This is a genomic window from Halorubrum sp. Atlit-26R (assembly GCF_003666015.1).
Lineage (GTDB): Archaea > Halobacteriota > Halobacteria > Halobacteriales > Haloferacaceae > Halorubrum.
Map to the genome: position 1 here is coordinate 1 of NZ_QPLT01000003.1, position 21572 is coordinate 21572.

Annotated in this window: 17 protein-coding genes and 2 pseudogenes; 11 read left to right on the forward strand and 8 right to left on the reverse strand. The window is 70.4% G+C overall.

Features of this window, described 5'->3' with window-relative positions; translation table 11 throughout:
* Together DVK07_RS23560 and DVK07_RS04380 are read left to right on the forward strand one after the other, a co-directional pair.
* Positions 1–96: pseudogene (locus tag DVK07_RS23560) on the forward strand (IS5/IS1182 family transposase); the annotation flags it as partial.
* A gap of 39 nt (positions 97–135) precedes the next feature.
* Positions 136–288: pseudogene (locus DVK07_RS04380) on the forward strand (IS6 family transposase); the annotation flags it as partial.
* 777 nt (positions 289–1065) lie between these two features.
* Here the strand turns inward: DVK07_RS04380 and DVK07_RS04390 are convergent.
* From DVK07_RS04390 to DVK07_RS04400, 3 genes are all read right to left on the reverse strand, one after another.
* Positions 1066–1812: an SIMPL domain-containing protein gene (locus DVK07_RS04390; protein WP_121595929.1), complete on the reverse strand. Its 747-nt coding sequence runs from the start codon at positions 1810–1812 to the stop codon at positions 1066–1068.
* A gap of 60 nt (positions 1813–1872) precedes the next feature.
* Positions 1873–4086: a formate/nitrite transporter family protein gene (locus DVK07_RS04395; protein ID WP_121595930.1), complete on the reverse strand. Its 2214-nt coding sequence runs from the start codon at positions 4084–4086 to the stop codon at positions 1873–1875.
* Positions 4087–4168: 82 nt separating this feature from the next.
* A complete protein-coding gene (locus DVK07_RS04400; protein WP_121596168.1) occupies positions 4169–5443 on the reverse strand; it encodes a TIGR00341 family protein in 1275 nt (424 codons plus the stop codon).
* A gap of 126 nt (positions 5444–5569) precedes the next feature.
* Here DVK07_RS04400 and DVK07_RS04405 point away from each other — a divergent pair, with 126 nt between their 5' ends.
* The 6 genes from DVK07_RS04405 to DVK07_RS04430 all read left to right on the forward strand — a co-directional run bounded on the left by DVK07_RS04405 (position 5570) and on the right by DVK07_RS04430 (position 10891).
* Positions 5570–5818, forward strand: coding sequence for a hypothetical protein (locus DVK07_RS04405; protein ID WP_121595931.1), 249 nt, complete (start codon positions 5570–5572; stop codon positions 5816–5818).
* Between the two features lie 145 nt (positions 5819–5963).
* On the forward strand, positions 5964–6845 hold the full coding sequence (locus DVK07_RS04410) for a homoserine kinase (protein WP_121595932.1): 882 nt from the start codon (positions 5964–5966) through the stop codon (positions 6843–6845).
* 203 nt (positions 6846–7048) lie between these two features.
* Positions 7049–8098: a metal ABC transporter substrate-binding protein gene (locus DVK07_RS04415; RefSeq protein ID WP_121595933.1), complete on the forward strand. Its 1050-nt coding sequence runs from the start codon at positions 7049–7051 to the stop codon at positions 8096–8098.
* A complete protein-coding gene (locus DVK07_RS04420) occupies positions 8095–8994 on the forward strand; it encodes a metal ABC transporter ATP-binding protein (protein ID WP_121595934.1) in 900 nt (299 codons plus the stop codon). The genes DVK07_RS04415 and DVK07_RS04420 overlap by 4 nt, the downstream gene beginning before the upstream one ends.
* Complete coding sequence (locus DVK07_RS04425; protein ID WP_121595935.1) at positions 8991–10103, forward strand: metal ABC transporter permease; 1113 nt, start codon at positions 8991–8993, stop codon at positions 10101–10103. The genes DVK07_RS04420 and DVK07_RS04425 overlap by 4 nt, the downstream gene beginning before the upstream one ends.
* Before the next feature lie 125 nt (positions 10104–10228).
* Positions 10229–10891, forward strand: a complete 663-nt coding sequence (locus tag DVK07_RS04430; RefSeq protein WP_121596169.1) for a metal-dependent transcriptional regulator — start codon at positions 10229–10231, stop codon at positions 10889–10891.
* A 48-nt stretch (positions 10892–10939) separates the two neighbouring features.
* On the opposite strand, the gene DVK07_RS04435 is transcribed toward DVK07_RS04430, so the two are convergent.
* Positions 10940–12604 (reverse strand): HTTM domain-containing protein, encoded by a 1665-nt coding sequence (locus tag DVK07_RS04435; protein WP_121595936.1) that lies wholly within the window; start codon positions 12602–12604, stop codon positions 10940–10942.
* A 147-nt stretch (positions 12605–12751) separates the two neighbouring features.
* On the opposite strand from DVK07_RS04435, the gene DVK07_RS04440 reads away from it, so the two are divergent.
* Positions 12752–13168, forward strand: a complete 417-nt coding sequence (locus DVK07_RS04440) for a thiol-disulfide oxidoreductase DCC family protein (protein ID WP_121595937.1) — start codon at positions 12752–12754, stop codon at positions 13166–13168.
* Positions 13169–13226: 58 nt separating this feature from the next.
* On the opposite strand, the gene DVK07_RS04445 is transcribed toward DVK07_RS04440, so the two are convergent.
* The 3 genes from DVK07_RS04445 to DVK07_RS04455 form a co-directional block, all read right to left on the reverse strand.
* Entirely contained in the window at positions 13227–13802 is a 576-nt protein-coding gene (locus DVK07_RS04445; protein WP_121595938.1) for a dihydrofolate reductase, read from the reverse strand.
* Positions 13802–14830: a thymidylate synthase gene (gene thyA, locus DVK07_RS04450; protein ID WP_121595939.1), complete on the reverse strand. Its 1029-nt coding sequence runs from the start codon at positions 14828–14830 to the stop codon at positions 13802–13804. The genes DVK07_RS04445 and thyA overlap by 1 nt, the downstream gene beginning before the upstream one ends.
* Positions 14831–14947: 117 nt before the next feature.
* On the reverse strand, positions 14948–15544 hold the full coding sequence (locus tag DVK07_RS04455) for a metal-dependent hydrolase (RefSeq protein ID WP_199719426.1): 597 nt from the start codon (positions 15542–15544) through the stop codon (positions 14948–14950).
* Positions 15545–15686: 142 nt separating this feature from the next.
* Between DVK07_RS04455 and DVK07_RS04460 the strand changes: the two genes are divergently transcribed.
* Together DVK07_RS04460 and DVK07_RS04465 are read left to right on the forward strand one after the other, a co-directional pair.
* The gene (locus DVK07_RS04460; protein WP_121595941.1) at positions 15687–16772 is read left to right on the forward strand and encodes an alanine--glyoxylate aminotransferase family protein; all 1086 of its coding nucleotides are present in this window, start codon (positions 15687–15689) and stop codon (positions 16770–16772) included.
* 437 nt (positions 16773–17209) lie between these two features.
* A complete protein-coding gene (locus DVK07_RS04465; RefSeq protein WP_121595942.1) occupies positions 17210–18196 on the forward strand; it encodes an aldo/keto reductase in 987 nt (328 codons plus the stop codon).
* 65 nt (positions 18197–18261) lie between these two features.
* Here the strand turns inward: DVK07_RS04465 and DVK07_RS04470 are convergent, their stop codons facing one another.
* A complete protein-coding gene (locus tag DVK07_RS04470) occupies positions 18262–21456 on the reverse strand; it encodes an FAD-binding and (Fe-S)-binding domain-containing protein (RefSeq protein WP_121595943.1) in 3195 nt (1064 codons plus the stop codon).
* Between the last annotated feature and the right edge of the window lie 116 nt (positions 21457–21572).

Consider the following 21572-nt stretch of genomic DNA (forward strand, 5'->3'; position numbering starts at 1 on the left):
GGCCCCGCTGTCCACCCTCGCGCGTGGTACCGCGAGTTCCGCGAACTCGTGGTGACCGCCGCAGTCTACAACCTCGAACAGGCTCTCAAACAGTGATCCCCACGCCGTCATCGGATTCAACAAAGCAAAGTCATTCAACATGGAAATCGGAATGCCATCGAACGTGTCTTTTGGGAAATAGAACGACGAACATCATCGTTTGCGAATAGTTTTAGCAATGTCGCGCTAGAGACAGCTCAAAACTGGCTCGAAGCCTTCGCCGTCTACCACAATTCACGCCAAACTTAACGCGACCCGACAGCTACGATAGTTTATGAAGAATTTTGCGGTGGCGCGCCCCGGTGAGCGGCCCGCAGGGCCGCGAACCGCCGGTGCGAGGGAGTCGCTGGCGGCGGCAGCCGCCAGCGACGAGGTTGGGGAGGTGTGAGGTGCGGTCGCTGTGCGGGGCGGGACTCAAAGGGGCAGCCGGGAGGACGAAGACGCGCGACGCAAGGACCGCAGGGAGGGAGCGATAGCGACCGACCGAGGACCACAGCGAGCGCATCGAGTCCTCCCGGCTGGGGCTTTGGAGCCGTTCGTGGTCGATCCACAGTCGACCATTTATAAGCAAGCGACTGGGGCTTTGGAAGCGCTCTCCGCAGCAGCGTTGATGACTTATAAATAGCCGACAGCAACACCGGGTCGCGTTAAGTTAGTATCAATATCGCTTCCATCATGCGATTTTACAGAAGTGTTTTCGAATGTTGTAGCCGATCGTGTTCTGTGGATCAACGGGAAGGAGAACTGAGAAGGCAGATCCGGTTCTTCACGGGATTACTACCTATTTTGAGTTTATAACTCAGCTTTTCGGAACTCGACGAATACTCCCGCAGTCTTGCGTTTCTTCGTAACTTAACGCGACGCAACACCGCTATCTTACTTATAAATGGCTTCACTCACGGCGTACTACACGTACTCCCGCACTCGATCAAGAAGCGGTTCCATCAATCGGCTGTTTCAGGTGAGAACCCGTCTGAAAATAGGAGTACAACGGCGCCCTGAGATCGATACGTCCCAGTTCGGCCGTCAGGCCGGGGTCGCCTCGTACACGACGTTCACCGAGACGCGCACGCTCACGTCGCCGGTCTCGACGGCCGTCGAGGCGCTCCCGTCCCCGCCGTCGGCGGCCGCGTTGAACTGCTCGGCGACGAACGGCCGCGATCCCGACTGCGTCGTCGACACCTCGTAGACGCCGTCGACCTCCAGGTCGCTCGCGTTCGCGAGCGCGGCCGCGTCGTCGTCGGCGTTCGACATGGCCTGCGCGATCGCCTCCTCGCGGACCGCCCGCTCGGTCTCTTCGCTCAGTCCGAACTCGATCCGCTGGACCTCGTCCGCGCCGGCGTCGATCGCGACGTCGATCACCTCGCCGACTGCGTCGACGTCGTCGAGCTCGATCGCGTACTGGTGGACGCCCTCGTACCGCGTCCGGTTCGGGTCGTCGCGGGTCTCGTAGCTCTCGCGGACGTCGTACCGCTCCGTCCGGATCGCGTCGTCGTCGAGCCCCCAGTCGGTCAGCGCCGTCCGGAGCTCCTCCTCGCCGGCGGCCAGCTCGTCGCGCACGCCCGCGGCGTCGTCGCCGGTCGCGGTGACCCCGACGCGGAGGGTGGCGCGGTCGGGCGCCGACGTCGCCTCGCCCGTGGCCGTCACTTCGATGCTCCGCTCCAGTTGCGCGTCGTCGCCGCCGGTCGGGGTGGCGGTGCCCGCGAACCCCGTACAGCCGGCCAGCGCGACGAGCGCCGCGATACCGATGAGTGCCGTCAGTCGCCTGTTCATACGCGACCGTTCGCTTCCCGACGACGTATAAGCCGCAGATAACACAAAGAGCCGTTTTGCCTATCGGCCGTCGCCGGCCTCGTCGTCGCGTTCGGCGGCCGTCCCCTCGGCGTCCGCCTCCTCGGCGGCCTCCTCGTCCGCCGCGTCGTGGTCGGCGACGAACGTGTCGTCGAGGTGCGGCTGCTCGTCGACGGGGCCCTCGTCCGCGTCGTCGTCCGCCCCTTCGTCGTCGTCATTCTCGTCCGCGTCGTCGAGAACGGCGTCGACGGTCGCGTCCGCGGCGTCCTCCGAACCCTCGGCACCGCCCGCGTCCGCGGCGCCGGATCCCCCGTTCCCGCCGGCGCCGTCGCCGCGGTCGGAGCCGTGGGTCCCGGCGGCCCGCACGTCGGTGCCCTCCGACTGCTCCGGGTCGCGCTCGACGCCGCCCGCCATCTCGGTCGCGCGGCGGCCGGAGCCGAACAGCCGCTCGCGCAGCGACCGGCTGCTCGGGCGCTCGGTGAGCAGCACCGAAGCGTCGACGTCGTGGATGACGTCGAGGTGGAGCGAGTTCGAGACGAGCCGCGAGAGCAGTCCCTTCTCCGTGGCGCCGATGATGACGAGGGTCTTGTCGGCGGCCGCGTCGCAGATGCCGGCCTCCACGTCGCCGCCGTCGTCGACCACGAGCTCGGCGTCCTCGAGGCCGTGTTCCTCGGCCCAGTTGGCGAGGAACAGCTCGCCCTCTCCCCTGTTCTCGGGCCCGTCGACCACGTGGAGCAGCGTCACCTCGGCGCCGACGGTGTCGGCGAGCACCTTCGCCACCTCCGCGCTCAGGTCCGAGTCCGGACCGCCGGAGGTCGGGATGAGGATCCGCGACGTGTCCAGCTCGTGCTCGTTGAGGATGAGGAAGTCGCAGGGGAGCTGGTTGGTCAGCTCGTCGATCGGCCGCTCGGCGCGGGCGGCGCTCCACAGCTGGTCGTCGCCCCACCCCATCAGCACGGCGTCCGGGCGGGTCCGGCGCGCCATGTTGAACATCTCCTCGAACGAGCGGTGGGAGACGACCGTGGAGGTCGACACGTCGACGTCGTAGTCCGTCGCGGTCGACCGGAGGTTCGCCATCCCCTCCGCGGAGACGTCCGCGATCCGCCGTCCGGCGTCACCGGAGGACAGCGACATGCGCTCGGGCGCCTGAACGACGTGGACGATGTGGACGACGCCGTCCTCGTGGCTGCTCGCGAGCCGCGCAGCCAGCTCGACGATGGGGCCGTCCGTCCGGGGGTTCGTGATCGGCACCATGATCCGGTACCCCTCGCCCGCGAACAGCGTCGCCTCGGTGGCGTCCAAGATGGGGACGTACGAGCGACCGGCCGCGCGACCGAACACCCACTCGGGGACCGTCAGGCGGCGGCTGACGCCCTCGAAGCGCGCCTCTTCGAGGCGCTCCTCGCTGGTCTGGAAGTAGTTGACGAGCGTGACTAAGACGACCCCGCCGACGGTGTTCCCAAGCAGCACCGGGAGGACGAAGCCGACGACCCCGGAGTAGAGGCTTATCTCGGCGCCGTACAGCGGAATGCTGTACTCGAAGAACAGGTAGAGGACCTCGGTGAAGGAGACGACCACGTGGAACAGGTCGCCGAGCGGGATCGCGAGGAACGCGAGGTAGACGACGAGCATCCGGCTCACGGAGTCGGTGGAGGCGAAGCCGACCCACACGACGCCGGCGACGACGAGCCCCGCCATCGCGGCCTTGAAGAACAGCGGCACGGTGCCGACGCTGAACCCCCCCTCGGAGATGTACAGCGCCGCGTCGACGGTGTCGCCCGTGAACACGCCGCCGTACGACAGCACGAGCGCGCCGATCCCGCCGCCGACGAAGTTGCCCGCCAAGACGATCGACCAGTGGCGGAGGAGCGTGGGGAGGCTCGCGAGCCGCTCGAGCGTCAGCGCCACCGGCGGCAGCGTGTTCTCGGTGTACAGCTGGTAGCCGCCGATGATGATGTAGATGAACCCGAGCGGGTACAGCAGCACGCTCAGGATGGGGTGAGAGTCGGTCGCCGCGGTCAGCGACGCGTACAGCATGAACGTGATCGTGATCGCGAGCCCGGCGGCGAGCCCGCTGAAGAACAGCTCTCGGCTCCCCGAGGTCACCTCCTCGTCCGCGGCCGCGATGATCCGCTGGAACACCTCGTCCGAGGAGAACCGGTCCCGGACGGCCTCGCCGACCGCGGGCGCGCCGCTCCGGGACCGCTCGACGACCTCACGCATCGAATCGTCGTCGGGTTGCTCTGAGTCCGTCACTGGCGAGTCTCACGGCACCCCCGTAAAAAGTAGTTCCTCTTCGGCCCACTGCGGCGGAATCCCGCCCCGCTCGGCCGTCCGCTCAGGCCCGCTCGACGGTCACCGTGCGGACCTCGACGGCGACTTCGCGGTCGACGACCGTCTCGATCCGGTCGTCGAGCGCGGGCGCTGTCCCCTCGACGGTGCTGCCGGGCGGTACGCCCACGGTGATCACCACCCGGTCCGTTTCGAGCGGCGGGACGGTCCCGGTCCGTTCGACGGTCAGTTCGAGCAGTTCGAACTCCGAGTCGATCGCGGTCAGTTCGTCGGTCGCGGCGGCGCGGATCTCCGTCTCGGTGGTCGAGGCGACGTACGACTCGTAGGTGACGCCGCCGAGGAACACCGAGAGCAGCGCGATGGCGACCGCCAGCACGGCGACGCGCTTGAGGAACGCGGCGCGCGCCTCGTCCTCGCGGAACCACCGCTGGGGCCGGTAGCCCTCGTACCACAGCACGACCAGCGCCGAGAGGTTGATCGAGAGGACGTTCACCGCGACGATGACGCCCGCGCCGATCACGAGCTGGGGGATCCGGAAGGCGATCCCGATGCCGACCGCGGCCGCGGGCGGGATGAGCGCCACCGCGATCATCACGCCGACCAGCGTCGCCGAGACCCCCGTCATCAGCGAGACGATGCCCGCGATCCCGGCGCCGACCGCGACGACCAAGACGAGGACGTTCGGCGCGAGCCGCTCGGACACCTCCGCGAGTTCGAGCGGGTCGAGCCCGGGCGGGACCAAGGCGAGAGAGCGCAGCGCGAACGCGAACAGCGTCGCCGCGAGGACCGCGACCGCGACGCCCAGGACCTGCATCCGCACGCCGCGCCGGAACAGCGCCTCGTCGTCGACGACGGTGCCGATCGCGGCCGACATCGCGGGCCCGATGAGCGGCGCGATCACCATCGACCCGACCACGGTCGCCGGCGAGTCGAGCAGGAGCCCCGCGGTGGCGATCACCGCCGAGATGACCGTCATCAGCACGTACGTCCCGAGCCCGGAGGCGAGGCCGTCGGCCTTCGCCTGGAGCTCCTCGCGCGAGATGCGGTCGCCGCCGCGCTCGGCCTCCTCCTCGTACTCCTCTTCGAGCGCCTCGAACCGCCGCGAGATGACGGTCTCGGCCGCGACGATGACGGTGTAGGTGCTCTCGTCGATCCCCGCCTCCCGCAGCCGGTCGAGGACCGGCTCGACGGCGGCGGTCGGCAGCGGGAACGTCGCGACCGCGGTGTACTCCCGGCCGCTCGTCTCGTCGGTGACGACGTAGTCGACGCCCTCGTCGTCGAGCGCGCGGACGACCGCCGCCCGCTTGCCCGCCGGAATCATGACCTGAACGAGTCGCACGGTCGCCGGTCGCGCCGACGGCTCTTATAAGATCGGCACGCGATCGGCGGGCGCCGGCCACGAGAAACGGAACTTTAATGCGCGAATCGCTCGCACCTCCAGCCAAGAATGATCTCGCCGCTGGTCATCGACACGTTCCTGCTCGACTACCACCTCGGGCACATCATCCTGTTCGGGCTCCTCGTGTCGCTTCTGGGGGCTGCGCCGCTGAAGTCCCAGAAGATCATCGCGTCGATTCTGGCCGTCTTCGGAGTCATCTTCCTGATGGCGCCGTACACGACGATGCCGCCGACGTTCATCCTCCTCGGCATCCCGCTCGTCTTGGTCGGCACGCTGCTGTGGACGATGGCGCGCTGACGCGGCCGAACGACGCCGAACGGAGGGCTCGACCGAACCGCCCTCGACACGTCCGCTCTCCCTTCTCTTTCGCAGACCGCGAACGGCCCCGCCGTCGTTCTGTTCGATCCCGCTCCTTTTTGCCCCCCGGGAGACACTCCCCGCCATGGTAACGGTACGGGCCCCCGCGACGAGCGCGAACCTCGGGAGCGGCTTCGACGTGTTCGGGGCCGCGCTCTCGCGGCCGGCGGACGTCGTCACCGTCGAGAAGGCGGCCGAGACGACGATCGAGGTCACGGGCGTCGGCGCGCAGTACATCCCGGAGGACCCCGAGAAGAACACCGTCGGCGCCGTCGTCGAGGCGCTCGACGCGCCCGCGCGCATCCACATCGACAAGGGCGTGCGTCCGGCGTCGGGACTCGGTTCCTCCGCCGCGAGCGCGGCGGGCGCGGCGGTCGCGCTCAACCGCCTCTACGACCGCGGCCGCTCCCGGGAGGAGCTGGTCCCGATCGCCGCGGAGGGGGAGGCGGTCGTCTCCGGCGTCGCACACGCGGACAACGTCGCCCCCTCGATCCTCGGCGGGTTCACCGTGACGACCGCGGAGGGGACCCAGTCGGTCGACGCCGCGATCCCCCTCGTCGTCTGCCTCCCGGACGTGGCGGTCTCGACCCGCGACGCGCGCCGGGTCGTCCCCGAGACCGCCTCGATGGAGGAGCTCGTGGAGACCGTCGGCAACGCGGCGACGCTCGCGATCGGCATGTGTCGCTCGGACCCCGACCTCGTCGGCCTCGGCATGAGCGATCCCGTGGTCACGCCCGAGCGCGCCCGCCTCATCACCGGCTACGACGACGTCCGCGAGCGCGCCTTCGACGCCGGCGCGACCGGAGTCACCGTCAGCGGCGCCGGCCCCGCGGTGATCGCCGCCTGCCGCGAGCGCGACCGCCGCGACGTCGCCGCCGGGATGCTCGACGCCTTCGCCGACGCCGGGATCGAGGCGCGGGCGTACCAGACCCGGATCGGGCGCGGCACGACGTTCCTCGCGGACTGAGCGGCGTCGGACGGCCGCCACTCCGACGGACTCAGTCGCGACCAGCGGCGGCGCCGGGCGGCCGCCACTCCGACGGACCGAGCACCGACCAGTGACGGCGCCGGGCGGAAGCCATATATGGGACGGGAAATCATAGAATTAGATGAGTCAAAAAATTGGATGTGACTTCTATTATGCCTACTGAACGCAACGGCGACCGAGCGGTGACGCGACGCGACGCGGTCCGCCTCGGCGGCGCGACGGCCCTGGCCGGAGTGGCCGGGTGTACGGCGCTCCCGAGCGCGCCGGTCGGAACCGGGCGCGCCGAGGGGGACGACGGCGGGCCGGTCGCCGTCGCCTCCTTCTTCAGCTTCTACGACTTCGGGCGAAAGGTCGCCGAGGGGACCCCGCTGACCGTCGAGAACCTCGTTCCGACGGGGCTCCACGGCCACGGCTGGCAGCCGAACGCGAGCATCACCCGGCGGATCGTCGAGGCGGACGCGTTCGTCCACGTCGGCGAGGACTTCCAGCCGTGGGCCGACCGCGCCATCCGGACCGTCGAGGCCGACGGGACGGACACCGCGCTGATAAACGCCCGCGAGGGGATCGGGCTCGTCGACCTCGCGGCGTCGCTCGACCGCGACGAGGAGGGGGTCGGCTCCCAGCGCGGGAAGGACCCGCACTTCTGGTTGGACCCGCTGCGCGCGAAGCGGTCGGTCGACAACATCGCCGAGGGGTTCGCGGACCTCGTCCCGGACCACGCCGAGACGATCCGCGAGAACGCCGAGCGGTACAAAGGGGACGTGCTCGACCGCATCGACGCCGACTACGAGGCGGTATTCGACCGGTCGGACCGCGACGTGGTCCAGCTGGCCGCGCACAACGCCTTCCAGTACATCGGGGTGCGGTACGGCGTCCGGATGCGGCCGCTGGTGACCAGCCTCGCGGCGAGCGGCGACGTCAAGCCCGCGGACATCCGCGAGGCGGCGCGGGTGATCCGCGAGAACGACATCCGGTACATCGCGAACGGCGTCTTCGAGTCGCAGCTCCCGGCCCAGCAGCTCGTCCGCGAGACCGCCGTCGAGGCGTACTTCCCCGTCACGCCGTACGCCGGGATCCGCGAGGAGTGGCTCGCGGAGGACTGGGGGTACGAGGAGATCGCGTACAACATCAACATGCCGACCTTCGAGATCGTCTTGGGCAACGAGACGCCCGAGGCCGCGGCGCCGACGGACGGGTGGGTCGAACAGTGGCGGAACTTCGAGCCGATATGAGCGCGAACGACGCGGCCTCCGCGACCGTCGGCGAGAGCGCGGAGCGTGCGACCGAGGCCGCCGCCGAGGCGGACGAGTCGGTGATCGACCTCGCCGGCGTCACGTTCGGCTACACGGCGACCCCGGTGGTCGAGGACGTGTCGCTGCGCGTCGAGCCCGGCGAGTACGTCGCCGTCGTGGGACCGAACGGCTCCGGCAAGTCGACGCTGATGCGGCTCATGCTCGGGCTGCTCGGCCCCGACGCCGGGACGGCCCGGCTGTTCGGCGAGGACGCGGCGCGGTTCGACGACGGCGAGCGCGTCGGCTACGTCGCCCAGCAGGCCGCCGCCGCCGAGGACATGCCGATCACCGTCCGCGAGGTGGTGAAGATGGGCCGGTTCCCGTACCTCGGCCTCGACCGGCTGTCCGACGGCGCGTTCGCCGACGAGTTGGCCGACGACCCCGTCCGCACGGCGCGGCGGACCGCCAACGTCGTCTCGGGGCGGCTCACGGCCGACGACTGGGAGACCGTCGACGACGCGCTCGCGACCGTCGGGATGAGCGCCTTCGCCGACCGGCGCATCGGGCGGCTCTCCGGCGGCCAGCGCCAGCGGGTGTTCATCGCCCGGGCGCTGGCGGGCGAGGCCGACCTGCTCGTGCTTGACGAGCCGACCGTCGGCGTCGACGCCGAGTCCGTCGACGCGTTCTACGACCTGCTCGACGCGCTCAACGACGCGGGGATCACCGTGGTCCTCATCGAGCACGACCTCGGCGCGGTCGTCGAGCACGCCGACCGCGTCGTCTGCCTCAACCGCGAGGTGTACTTCGACGGCCCGACCGACGAGTTCGTCGAGAGCGACGCCTTGGCGCGGGCGTTCGGCACCGAGGCGCGCTTCCTCACGGGGGGTGCCGAATGAGCGACCCGCTGACCGCCGCGCTCGTCGCGTGGCTCCTCGGCGCGGTCGATGGGTCGCTGCCGCTCGCCGCGGGCACCCAGCCGGCGGCGCTCACGCTTCAGGGGGGCTTCGCCGCCGTCGGCGAGGCGATTTTCGCCGCGCTGCGCTGGGTGTTGGCCCAGTGGTACTGGCTGATGGACTGGGCGTACTACCTCACCGGCCTGGAGATGCTGAACCCCCGCTACCGGTACATGCATCGGGCGATCCTCGTCGGGCTCTGCGTGGGCGTGATGGCGCCGCTCATCGGAACGTTCCTCGTCCACCGACAGCTCGCGCTGATCGGGGACGCGCTGGCGCACACGGCGTTCGCCGGCGTCGCGGTGGGGCTGTTCCTCAACGCCGTCATCGACCTCGGGGTGTCGCCGTACCTCACCGCCGTCGTCGTGGCGATGATCGCCGCGCTGTTCATCGAGCTCATCTCCGAGACGACCGACGCGTACAACGACGTCTCGATGGCGATCGTCCTCTCGACGGGGTTCGCGCTGGGGACGACGCTGATCAGCCTCAACGCCGGCGGGCTCGCGGTCGGCGTGAACCAGTTCCTCTTCGGGAGCCTCTCGACGGTGTCGCCCCAGAGCGCGGGAATCCTGCTCGTCCTCTTCGTCGTCATCGTCGGCACGGTCGCGGTGACCCGCAACCAGCTCCTGTACGTGACCTTCGACGAGACCGCGGCCGCCGTCTCCGGGATCTCCGTCAACTGGTACAACCGCGTGATGGTGATGCTGACGGCGATGGTCGTCGTCGGCGCGATGCAGATCATGGGCGTCATCCTCGTGGCGGCGATGCTCGTCGTGCCCGTCGCGGGCGCGACGCAGGTGTCGCGCAGCTTCACCGAGTCGCTCGTCGTCTCGGTCGTCCTCGCGGAGCTCGCGGTCCTCCTCGGCATCGCCGTCGCCTACTACGGCGGCGTCACCGCCGGCGGAGTGATCGTGCTCGTCGCCGTGGGCATCTACGTCTGCGCGGTCGGCGTCGGGAAGCTCCAGTCGGCCCGCGGCGGGCGGGAGGTCCCCGAGATGGGGAGCATCGAGACCGACGACGCGGACCCGAGCGCCGGAACGGGGGGTGACTGACCGTGGCGGGCGACGAGAACGGCGTCGACGCGGGCGACGAAAACGGATCGAACGGAGAACCCGGGGCCGACGCCGGCGGCGACGGACCCGGACCGAGGGCGTCGTCGGACGTCATCAGCGCGGTCATGGAGGACTACATCAAGTCGATCTACGCCATCGAGCGCGACACCGGCGAGCGGGTGTCGACCTCCGCCCTCGCCGACTACCTCGAGGTCACGTCGCCGACCGTCTCCTCGATGGTGAAGAAGCTCGAGGAGCGCGGGCTGGTCGACCGCGAGGAGTACAAGGGCGTGACGCTCACGGAGGAGGGCGAGGTCGTCGCCTTGGAGATCCTCCGGCACCACCGGCTCTTAGAGGCGTTCCTGACAGAGCAGCTCGACTACAGCTGGGTCAACGTCCACGACGAGGCCGACAGGCTCGAACACCACGTCTCCGAGAAGCTGAGCGACCGCATCGCCGAGGCGCTCGGCAACCCGCCGGTCGACCCGCACGGCGACCCGATCCCGGACGCCGACCTCTCGCTGCCGACCGCGGGCGACACGGTCCGGCTGGTCGACGCCGACGAGGGGGACCGCGTGGTCGTCCGCCGGATCCGACACCAGGGCGACGCCGAGCTTCGCTACCTCTCCGACGCCGGCGTCCGCCCGGAGGTCGAGCTCGCCGTCGTCGACGTGGCGCCGTTCGGGATGGTGACCGTCGAGACGCCCACGGACGACCAGAGCCTCCCCGAGGAGATCGCGCGGCTCATCGAGGTCGAGCCCGCCGACGCCGCGGGCGACGGCTCCTGACGCCGGTGCGGACCCGGGGACGCCGTCGGTCGGCGCCGTCGACGCCGCTCACTCCCGCTGAACGAACGGGCCCGAGCAGTCGTACTCGATCAGTTCGAACCGGTCCGCGGCCTCGACCGTCCCGTTGTAGGGGTTCGTTCGCTCGTACGACTGGTAGACGGTCACGTTCTCGACGGCCGTCTCGTGGGTGCGGTTCCACTCCCCGCAGAGGTAGTTCGCGAGGTACGAGCGGTGGTTCTCGTTGTCGGCGCCGTAGACGTTCTTCAGGTACTTCCGCCAGCGCGAGGTCGGATAGGTGGTCTCCGCGCGCGCCGGCCTGTCGAAGGTGACCGGGGCGTCGCGGAACACGTCCCGTTGGGTGCCGTCCTCGAGCGTGCCCGCCGCGACGTACCACCGCGTCGTGCGGATCGGGTCGGGCGCGAACATCTGCCACGACTGGTCCATCTCGGCGGCGTCCAAGGCGTCGTTGGCCGGCTCCGGGACCTCGGCGTAGCCGACCGACGCCGCGCTCGACAGGAGGATCAACACGAGGAAGACGTAGGGGAGGACCGTCGAGAAGAGGACGCGTCCGCGGGAGAGACCCGCGGCGAGGTCGCTACCGCGGAGGTCACCGATACGCTCCGACGACGCCGGTCGGGGGAGCGACGCGCCGGCCGAGAGGGCCGTCCTCGCCAGGGATTCGAAGCGGTCTCGCCAGCGAGCGAGCGCCGTCGACCAGCCCACTCGGTCGACACCGCGCTCCAGGGCGTCCCAGACGGGCGTCTGGAGGAACGGGAGGAAGCCGACGACGACGACGATCGGAAAGAGGCCGACCCGTATCGTGACCGCCATCCCGAGGTGCATGCCGACGAACAGCGAGGCGAGGGCGGCGCGCGGAATTCCGGTGAGCAGGAGCAGCAGCGGCGACGCGAACAGCAGCGCGACCCACAGGAGCGTGAACGCCCGCAGGAGTCCGGTGAACTCGGCGAGGTAGTTGCCGAGGAGGTAGGTGAACTGGTCGGCCTGCATGACGTACGCGACCGCCTCCCCGCTCATCCAGACGTCGCTCGCGTACTTGTGGACGGAGTTCGTCAGGTACATCACCAGTATCTGCAGCAGGACCGCCATCGTGGCGACGCTCGCCACGGCGCCCCCCGCCGGTCCCGGTGTCGTGGGGTCCCCGTCGGTATCGCCCGGCGCGGAGTCCGCCGCCGACTCCGCGCCGGCTCCCCGGTCCGCTCGCCTGACGGCGTCGAGCGACCAGCGGGCGCCGAGCGGGAGGAAGACGCTCCAGAAGAGCAGCAGCCGAAGGAGGGTGTCGCCCGAGTTCAACACCATCGGGTTCCGGGCGTGTAGCGATACCAGCAGCACCCACGAGACGAGCGTCACGAGCCGCGTTCGGTACCCGACGACCAGCGCGAGGGCGAAGGCGCCGGCCAGCGCGAACAGCAGGCCGACGGCCCACGGTTCGCCGGAGAGCGCGTGTAGCGAGTAGTTCCCCGAGTAGTCCGAGAAGAACGCGCGGCGCGGTAGCACGCCGTAATCGGTGTAGAAGGCGGTCAACGAGCGCGAGCGGAGGAGCAGGTCGGCGATCACCAGGGCTCCGAGCCCGATCCGGAACGCGGCGAGCGCCCGCAGGTCGACCGAGACTCGCGCGGCGACCGCGGCCGCGAGCCGTCGAACGGCGGCGGTGAGCCGCGACCGGACGGTCGAGGCGGAGGGGTTTCCAGCCATGCTCTTTTGATCCAACTTGTTGGAGACACCGAGGGACCGGTATAAGTTTTCCGTGCGACGGGGCCGCCTCCGTCTCGGGCGTCCGCGGGACGGGCGTCGGCCCCACCGGAATCCTGAACTGCGACGGCCGCGTACGTCCGACAGGTGATGGACGAGGACATCCCGGAGGACGCCGCGGTCGTTCTCTTCGACGGCGTCTGTAACCTCTGTAGCGGGTTCGTACAGTTCATCTTCCCCCGCGACCCGGAGGGCAAGTACCGGTTCGCCTCGCTTCAGTCCGACGTCGGCCGGGAGCTGCTGGCCGACCACGACCTCCCGACCGACGAGCTCGAGTCGATCGTGCTGATCGAGGACGGAGAGGCGTACGTGAAGTCGGCGGCGGTCATCCGAATCGCGGCCGGACTCGGCGGGGCCTACCGGCTGCTCGCCCCGTTCCGACACGTGCCTCGGTCGGTCCGCGACCGCGTGTACGACTTCGTCGCCGACAACCGATACCGGTGGTTCGGGAAGAAGGACCGATGTATGATGCCGTCCGGCGACGTGGAGTCGCGATTCATAGAGTGAGTCGCGGGCTCGGAGCGCGGGGGGCGCGTCCCGGCGTCCGGTCCCGCTCCGGCCGCGGTCACTCGCGCCGCTCGTAGGTGACGAACGCGAGGTCGCCGTCGGTCTCGCGGTCGCGTTCGCCCCACGCCTCGGAGTCCCACTCCGGGAACCGGGTGTCGCCCTCGGGTCGCCCCGGGATCTCGGTGAGAACCATCCGGTCCGCGCGCTCCAAGTACGCCTCGTACACCGTCGCGCCCCCGATGACGTAGACGGCGTCGACGCCGCGGGCGGCGGCGTCCGTTCTCGCGCGGGAGAGCGCCGACTCGACGTCGTGCGCGACCACCGCGCCCTCGGGGAGGTCAGCGTCGTCGATGGGGCGAGTCGTCAACACGACGCTCGTCCGGTCGGGGAGCGGGCCGCCGATCCGGTCGGCGATGCGCTCGTACGTCTTCCGGCCGACGATCACCGGGTGGCCGGTCGTCAGTCGCTTGAAGTGCGCCAGGTCCGCGGGGTAGTGCCACGGCATCCCGCCGTCGTCGCCGATCACGCGGTTCTCCGCGACGGCGGCGACGAGGACGAGGTCCGGGTCAGCGTCGCCCCGCGATTCGGGCGCGTCGGCGTCGCGCTCCGCCTCGGAGGCGTCGGCGTCCGCCATCACTCCGCGACCGCGAACGAGATGCCGTCCGCGGAGTCGTAGTCGACGACCGCGACGTCGTCGTACGTCAGCTCGTCGAGCGGCTTGTCCGCGATCTCGATCCGCGGGCGGTCGCGCGGGGTCCGCGAGAGCTGTTCGAGGAGGCCGGGGACGTGGTCGTACCCCTCCTGCCCGTTCGGCTCGTCGGGGGCGGTGCGCTCGACCCAGCTCTTCACGTCGAGGTAGTCGTCCTTGCTCTCGACGTTCGCGAGCCGCTCCTGAACGTACCTGAGGTTGTTCGCGTACCACTTCCCGCGGTCGCCGCGGCCGCAGTAGACGTGCGCGTCGACGACCGTGTGGCCGAACTCCCCGACCTCGAACTCGGTCCGCTGGGCTAAGGCGTTCGCGAGCAGCGCGTACGCCGCGATGTTGAACGGGACGCCGAGCGCGATGTCGCCCGACCGCTGCGTGAGGTGGAGGTTGAGCCGGCCGTCCTGGACGTTCACCACGAAGGTGTAGTGGCACGGCGGCAGCGTGGAGACGGCTGCGTTCGCCGGGTGCCACGCGTTCACGACCATCCGGCGGGAGTGGGGGTTCTCCTCGAGGGTGTCGAGGACGTACTGAATCTGGTCGAAGGTGCGCCGCGTCGTCCCGTCCTCGTCCTCCTCGACGGTGACCCAGCGCTGGGCGTCGTCGGGCCACGTCTCGCCGGGGAGCGCGGCGTTGTCATTCGGCACCGGGTAGCGTCGCCAGAATCGACCGTACGCGGTGTCGAGCTTCCCCTCCTCGTCGGCCCACGCGTCCCAGATCTTCGTCTCCTCGCGGAGGTTCCGGATGTGCTCCTCGCCGGAGAGGTACCACAGCACCTCGTGAATGAGCGAGTTCCACCGGTAGCCGTCCATCTTCTTCGTGGTCAGGAGGGGGAAGCCCTCCGCGAGGTCGATGGTGTACTGCCCGCTGAACGTCGCGATGGTGTCGACGCCGGTTCGGTTCGGCTTGTACGTGCCGGTCGAGAGCGCCTCGTCGACGAGGTCGAGGTACTGTTGCATAGTGGGTTCTGCGCGCCGGGACCGACGGCCGCCGGCGCGGGCTGTTATCTGGTCAAACGAGGCGGGAAAAGTAAGCGCGTCGGTCCGACGGTCGAGGGCAGCTCGTCGGCCGCGACCTCACCGATACCGCTCGGGGAGGTGCGGGTCGAACGCCGCCGGGAGCAGCGGGATCACGGCCGCCGCGATCTCGGCGAGCCGGCGGCGGAGCACGGTGTAGACGACCGCGACGGCCAGGGTCCCGATCACGACCTGTCGGAGGGGGCCGTCGACGAGGAGCAGGAGCGGAACGGCCAGCCCGACCGAGAGCGCGAGGTCCTCGGCCGCGCCGTCGTACCGCACGCCGCGCCGCGGGGGTATCCACCGCTCTCGGTGGTGGTCGTATACGGCACGGTCGGAGTTCCCCTCCCACGGGCGGAGCTCTAAGCCGCCCCCGTACATGTCGGCGACGCTGTGGAGCGCCGCGCCGAGGAGGAAGAGCGCGACGCCGACGGTGAGTGTCGACGGCGCGGCCACGGCCGCGAGGAGCGCGGGAGCGGCGAGGACGGAGTAGTAGACGGGGTAGTGGAGCGTCCGTCGGTGGCCGGTGTACATATCGAGGTCGGGGAGGAGTCCGCCGAGGAAGCCGGCGGCGAACCCGACGGGCGCCAGTTCCGGCGCCGCGCGCACCAGCGGGACCGCGAGCAGCATCCCCGCCAGCACGTGGGTCGGAAGCATCATCGTATTGGATCGCAGGCGACAGAAATATATGAGTGTGTCGGCGCCGCGACTGCGGTCGACCCCCGCGCAGCGACCTCCTGCGGCGCATCGACGGCCTCTTTCGCGGTTCGTTTATATACCGCCGGCCGAACCGGGGCGTATGCTCATGACGCCGGGACCGACCGCGGTCCCCGAACCGGTGCGCGACGCGATGTCTCGCGAGCTGATAAACCCCGACGTAGACCCGCGGTTCCGGGAGATATACGACCGCCTCACGGATCGGCTGGCGACGGTGTACGGCGTCGACTCGGGCGTTCCGGCCGCCGACGGCGGGCGCGACGTGGTCGCCCTCGGCGGGGAGGGAATTCTGGGGTTGGAGGCCGCGGTCGCCTCGCTGGTCGAGCCCGGCACCGAGGTGCTGTGTCTCTCGAACGGGCTCTACGGCGAGGGGTTCGCCGACTTCGTCGAGTCGTACGGCGGCGAGGCGACGCTCGTCGCCGCGGATCACGACGAGCCGCTGCCGCTCGACGCGCTCGACGACGCGCTGGCGGCCGACGGCGCCGACTTCGACCTCGTCACGATGGTCCACTGCGAGACGCCCACGGGGACGCTCAACGACGTTAGGAGCGCGCTCGACCGCGTCGAGGCCGCCGACCCGGAACCCCTCACGGTCGTCGACGCCGTCTCCTCGCTCGGCGGCGTCGAGGTGCCGACCGAGCGGATCGACGTGTGTCTGGGCGCCTCTCAGAAGTGTTTCAGCGCGCCGCCGGGGCTCGCGACCGCCGCGGTGAGCGACCGCGCGTGGGCCGCGATGGAGGCGCGCGACCCGCACTCGCTGTACGCGAACTTCCTCCCGTTCCGCGACGTGAGCGACGGGTTCCCGTACACCCACCTGACGACCGAGGTCGTCGCGCTCGACGCGGCGCTCGGCCTGTTGCTCGACGAGGGCCTCGACGCCGTCCGAGAGCGCCACGCGGCGGCCGCGGCGCGGTGTCGCGAGCGCGGCGCCGAGCTGGGGCTGGAGACGCTTCCGGACGCGGAGCGCAGTTCGCCGACGGTGACCGCCTTCGAGGTGCCGGGGCGGGCGGAGGGGCTTCAAAAGCGGCTGCGCGAGGAGCACGATATTATTCTCGCGACCGGGCTCGGAGAGGGTGCCGAGGACGTGCTTCGGGTCGGCCACATGGGCCACAGCGCGCGGGTCGAGCGCGTCGAGCAGACGATGGACGCGCTCGCCGACGTTTTATAAGTAGTTATCGGCGGATCGACGGCAGACGATTCCAAAGTCTCAGTCGCTCCTTTATAAGTGGTTGCTAGCTGATCGCCGGCCAACACCGCCAAAGCCCCAGTCGCGAGGGCGGCGCACGCTCGCTGCGCGCCTCACTCGGTCGCTATCGCTCCCTCGTTCGTGCTTACGTCGCCTGCGCCGCCCTCGCGACTGCCCCTTTGAGTCCCGCCCCGCCCAGCACAGCAACCGCGCCTCACACCTCCCCAGCCTCGTCGGTCGCCGTCGCTTCGCTCGGCGACCGACTCCCTCGCGCGTGCTGACTCGCGGCCGCCGAGGGCGGCCGCTCGCAGGCACGCGCCACCGCGGTTGTTTATAAGCGTCGTCCGGTGGGAGTCCGCTCATCACGCGACGCCGCCTCCGGAACGCCCTTGCGTTCGCCCGGGTAACGTCCGGCCGATATGAACCACCGCGAACTCGGCGAGGTCGGCGAGGTCAGCGAGGTCGGCTACGGCGCCTGGCAGATCGGCGGCGACTGGGGCGAGGTCACGGAGGACGAGGCCGTCGCGGCGGTCGAGGCCGCCCGCGACGCCGGAGTCGACTTCTTCGACACCGCCGACGTGTACGGCGACGGCCGGTCGGAGCGGATCGTCGGGGAGACCCTCGCGGACGAGATCGAGAGCGGCGACGTGACCGTCGCGACGAAGGCCGGGCGCCGACTCGACCCCCACGAGGCGGACGGCTACAACGAGGCGAACCTCCGGCGCTTCGTCGACCGCTCGCGGGAGAACCTGGGGATGGAGACGCTCGATCTGGTCCAGCTCCACTGCCCGCCGACGGACGTGTACTACCGGCCGGAGGCGTTCGACGCGCTCGAAACGCTCGAAGACGAGGGCCGGATCGCGAGCTACGGGGTGAGCGTCGAACGCGTCGAGGAGGGACTGAAGGCGATCGAGTACCCCGGCGTCGAGACGGTCCAGATCATCTTCAACCCCTTCCGGCAGCGGCCCGCGGAACTGTTCCTCGACGAGGCCGCCGCGCGCGACGTGGGCGTGATCTGCCGCGTCCCGCTCGCCTCCGGCCTCCTCACCGGCGCGCTCTCGCGCGACGACGAGTTCCCCGAGGACGACCACCGCAACTACAACCGCGAGGGCGACGCCTTCGACGTGGGCGAGACGTTCGCGGGCGTCCCGTTCGAGGCCGGGCTCGACGCGGTCGACGCCCTCGACGAGCGCCTGCCGGACGACCGCCCGCTGCCCGAGTTCGCGCTCCGATGGATCCTCGACCACGACGCCGTCTCGACGGTGATCCCGGGCTCGACCACGCCCGAGCACGTCCGAGCGAACGCGGCCGCGAGCGAGGCGCCCCCGCTCTCCGACGCCGAGCGCGACGCCGCGAGCGACGTGTACGACGCCCACGTCCGCGAACACGTCCACCAGCGCTGGTGAGGGAGCGGACGGCGCGCGCGGGACGGGAGCGAGACGGCGCGGCACCGAGACGCTCGCCGCCGCCCTCACTCGTCGAGCGCCGCCGCCAGCTTCTCGACCGGGTGCGGCGGCGTCTCGGCCCCCTCGCGGTCGCCGAGCTGCGAGCGGCAGGAGGCGCCTGGCGCCGTCACCGCGTCGCCGTCGCTGTCGTCGACCTGCCCGAAGAGGATCCGCCCGATCGCCTTCGAGAGGTCGTAGTGCTCGCTCTCGTAGCCGAACGAGCCCGCCATGCCGCAACAGGAGGAGTCGAGCGGGTCGACGCCGTAGCCGGCTCGTCGGAGGACGCCGACCGCGTGGTGGTCCTTGTTAGTCGCCTTCTGGTTACAGTGCCCGTGGTAGGTGAGCGTCTCCGCGGGCGCGTCGAACGACAGCCGCTCGTCGGCCCGACGGGCGTCGAGGTACTCGCAGACGCCCGCCGCGGCCGCCGAGACGGCCTCGACGTCCTCGCCGTCGAGGAGGTCTACGTACTCGTCCTGGAACATCACCGCGTCCGAGGGTTCGACGAAGAGTATCGACTGCCCGTCGCGGACGCGGGGCGCGAGCGCCGCGACGTTGTCGGCCGCGCGCTCCCGGGCCGCGTCGAGGAACCCGGTCGAGAAGGCGGCGCGGCCGGAGGGGGCGAGGTCGTCGGGGACCTCGACGCGGACGTCGGCGGCCTCCAGCACGCGCACCGCCGCCTTCCCGGCCGCCGGGTAGCTGTAGTCGGTGTACGTATCGGGGAACAGCGCGACCGTGTCGACCGCGTCGCTCGGGTCGACCGCCGGGCCGCCGCGGGCCGCGAACCACTCCTCGAAGCTCGTCGACCGGAACGTCGGCAGCGCGCGCTCCGGCGCGATCCCGGCGACCGCGTCCATCGCCGTCCGGGCCCCCGGGACCTTCGCCGCCGCGTTCGACAGCGGCGCGAGCCTGCTCCCGAGCGCCGAGAGCCGGTCGATGTCGCGGAAGAGCCGCTCGCGTAACCCCGCCCCCTCCCGCTCGTGGTGCTCGTGTTTCACCTCGGCCTTCAGCTTCGCGAGGTCGACCCCGGTCGGACAGTCGCTCTGACACCCCTTACAGCCGACGCAGAGGTCGAGCACCTCGGCCTGGAACCGCTCGGAGTGGATCTCCTCGTCGTCGAGCTCGCCGCTAATCGCGGCCCGGAGCATGTTCGCCCGCCCGCGGGTCGTCTGGATCTCCTCGCCGGAGGCGCGGTAGGTCGGGCACATCGTCCCGGAGTCGGTCTCGCGGCAGGTGCCGCAGCCGTTACACAGCTCGACGAGCTCCGAGAATCCGCCCTCGTCGGCGAAGTCCAGCGCCGTCTGCGGCTCGACCGACCGGTACGTCGGCCCGTACCGGAGGTTCTCGCGCATGTCCGTGTCGGCGGCGCTGTCTGGGTACCCCCGCTCGGCGGCGGTCTCGCCGTCGACGTAGACGACCTTCCCGGGATTCATGCGCCACTCGGGGTCGAACGCGGACTTCAGCTCCTGGAACGCCGTCCAGAGCTCCTCGCCGTACATCTTCGGGTTGAACTCGGTGCGCGCGAGCCCGTCGCCGTGCTCGCCGGAGAAGGCGCCGTGGTGCTCCAGGACGAGGTCGGTGACGTCGTCTGCGATGTCGTGCATCGTCTCGACGCCCTCGGACTCCTTCAGCGAGAGGATCGGCCGGATGTGGAGCGTCCCGACGCCGGCGTGCGCGAAGTACGCGGCCGAGGTGCCGTGGTCGTCGAGGACCTCCTCGAAGGCGGCGACGTAGTCGGCGAGCTCGCCGGGCGGCACCGACGCGTCCTCGATGAACGGGTACGGCTTCGCGTCGCCGTCCATGCTCATCAGAAGGGGGATCGCCGCCTTCCGGAGGTTCCAGAGGTCCTCCTGGGTCCCCTCGTCGTACGCCTCGATGACGTCGAACGCGTCGCGGTCGCCGTCTCCGAGGAACTGGTCGTTCGCGTCGGCGACCGCCGCCTCGAACTCGTCGACTAACTCCGAGTCCCACTCCAGCATGAGCGCGGCCGCGGCCCGGTCGGGGATCGGCTCCGCGTACTCGGCGTACTCCGGCGACCCCGCGGCCAGCTCCACGACCGCGTCGTCCATCAGTTCGACCGCGCTCACCGGGAGCTCCAGCGCCTCGGGGACCGCCCGCATCGCGGCGTCGAGCGAGTCGAAGGCGTACAGCGCCAGCGCGGTCTCCTCGGGGCGGGTGACGAGCGAGAGGGCGGCCTCGACGACGACGCCGAGGGTCCCCTCGGCGCCGACGAACAGCTTCGAGAGGTTGATGACCCGCTCGCCGTCGTCGTTCTCGTAGATCGCCTTGTGGAGGTTGTACCCCGAGACCGACCGCTTGAGCGTCGGGTAGCGCTCTTCGATCTCGTCTTCGTTCTCCTCGACGAGCGCGCGGACCGTCTCGTACAGCGCGGCCTCGCGCTCGCCGGCCTCCTCGCCCGCGACGATCGCCTCGTACTCGGGGGAGTCGAGGACGACCTCGCGGGTGTGGATGAGCGAGCCGTCCGCCAGCACCACCCGCAGTTCCTCGGTGTAGGCGTCGGTGATCCCGTACCGCACGGAGTGGGCGCCGGTGGAGTTGTTACCGATGCCGCCGCCGACGGTCGCGCGCGCCGAGGAGGCGGGGTCGGGCGCGAACTTCAGGCCGTCTTCGGCGAGCCGGTCGTCGAGGTCGTCCTGGACGACGCCGGGCTGGACCGTCGCGCGGCGCGCGTCGGGGTCGACCGAGAGGATCGAGTCCATGTGGCGCGAGCAGTCGAGGACGACGCAGCCGGGCCCGACGGTCTGTCCCGCGAGCGACGACCCCGCGCCGCGCGGCAACACGGGAACCCCGTGGTCGGCCGCGACCCGCATCGCCGCCCGCACGTCGTCGACCCCGTGAGGGTACACCACGCCCGCCGGCCGGGCCTGATAGACGCTCCCGTCCGTCGCGTACAGCACCTGCGCGTACTCGTCGAACTCGACGCCGCCCGCGACCGCGTCGCGCAGGTCGGCCGCGAGCGACCGGTACGCCTCGACGTCCGGCCGGTCGTGGCCCAGCGCGGCGGCGGAGACGGCCGACCTCTCCGGGTCAGGCTCGGAAGCCCCGGTCGCCGTCGACCCGCCGCGCGCGGATCCCTCCGGCGCGGTCCGCGTCCCCTCCGCGGCGACCCCGCCGTCCGACGCTACCCGCCGCGCTCGGTCGCCGGAGCCGCTTTCGCGCGATTCGTCCGGGCCGCCGTCGCCGGCGAGTCCTCCTCCGTCCATGGGGAGAGTGGGCGGGATGAGGGTGATAAATCCATCGTGAACGATGATTATATTCATTTAGGGCGGCCGCGAAGCGGGTCGCTTTTTCCGCGGGACCCCGACCGACCGACGGAGAC

Bases quoted from the DNA above. Each gene is read 5' to 3' on its own strand.
- DVK07_RS04390 (WP_121595929.1), bottom strand. From the start codon at position 1,812: ATGAACAGGCGACTGACGGCACTCATCGGTATCGCGGCGCTCGTCGCG.
- DVK07_RS04400 (WP_121596168.1), bottom strand. From the start codon at position 5,443: ATGATTCCGGCGGGCAAGCGGGCGGCGGTCGTCCGCGCGCTCGACGAC.
- DVK07_RS04405 (WP_121595931.1), top strand. From the start codon at position 5,570: ATGATCTCGCCGCTGGTCATCGACACGTTCCTGCTCGACTACCACCTC.
- DVK07_RS04410 (WP_121595932.1), top strand. From the start codon at position 5,964: ATGGTAACGGTACGGGCCCCCGCGACGAGCGCGAACCTCGGGAGCGGC.
- DVK07_RS04420 (WP_121595934.1), top strand. From the start codon at position 8,095: ATGAGCGCGAACGACGCGGCCTCCGCGACCGTCGGCGAGAGCGCGGAG.
- DVK07_RS04425 (WP_121595935.1), top strand. From the start codon at position 8,991: ATGAGCGACCCGCTGACCGCCGCGCTCGTCGCGTGGCTCCTCGGCGCG.
- DVK07_RS04430 (WP_121596169.1), top strand. From the start codon at position 10,229: ATGGAGGACTACATCAAGTCGATCTACGCCATCGAGCGCGACACCGGC.
- DVK07_RS04435 (WP_121595936.1), bottom strand. From the start codon at position 12,604: ATGGCTGGAAACCCCTCCGCCTCGACCGTCCGGTCGCGGCTCACCGCC.
- DVK07_RS04440 (WP_121595937.1), top strand. From the start codon at position 12,752: ATGGACGAGGACATCCCGGAGGACGCCGCGGTCGTTCTCTTCGACGGC.
- DVK07_RS04445 (WP_121595938.1), bottom strand. From the start codon at position 13,802: ATGGCGGACGCCGACGCCTCCGAGGCGGAGCGCGACGCCGACGCGCCC.
- thyA (WP_121595939.1), bottom strand. From the start codon at position 14,830: ATGCAACAGTACCTCGACCTCGTCGACGAGGCGCTCTCGACCGGCACG.
- DVK07_RS04455 (WP_199719426.1), bottom strand. From the start codon at position 15,544: ATGCTTCCGACCCACGTGCTGGCGGGGATGCTGCTCGCGGTCCCGCTG.
- DVK07_RS04460 (WP_121595941.1), top strand. From the start codon at position 15,687: ATGCTCATGACGCCGGGACCGACCGCGGTCCCCGAACCGGTGCGCGAC.
- DVK07_RS04465 (WP_121595942.1), top strand. From the start codon at position 17,210: ATGAACCACCGCGAACTCGGCGAGGTCGGCGAGGTCAGCGAGGTCGGC.
- DVK07_RS04470 (WP_121595943.1), bottom strand. From the start codon at position 21,456: ATGGACGGAGGAGGACTCGCCGGCGACGGCGGCCCGGACGAATCGCGC.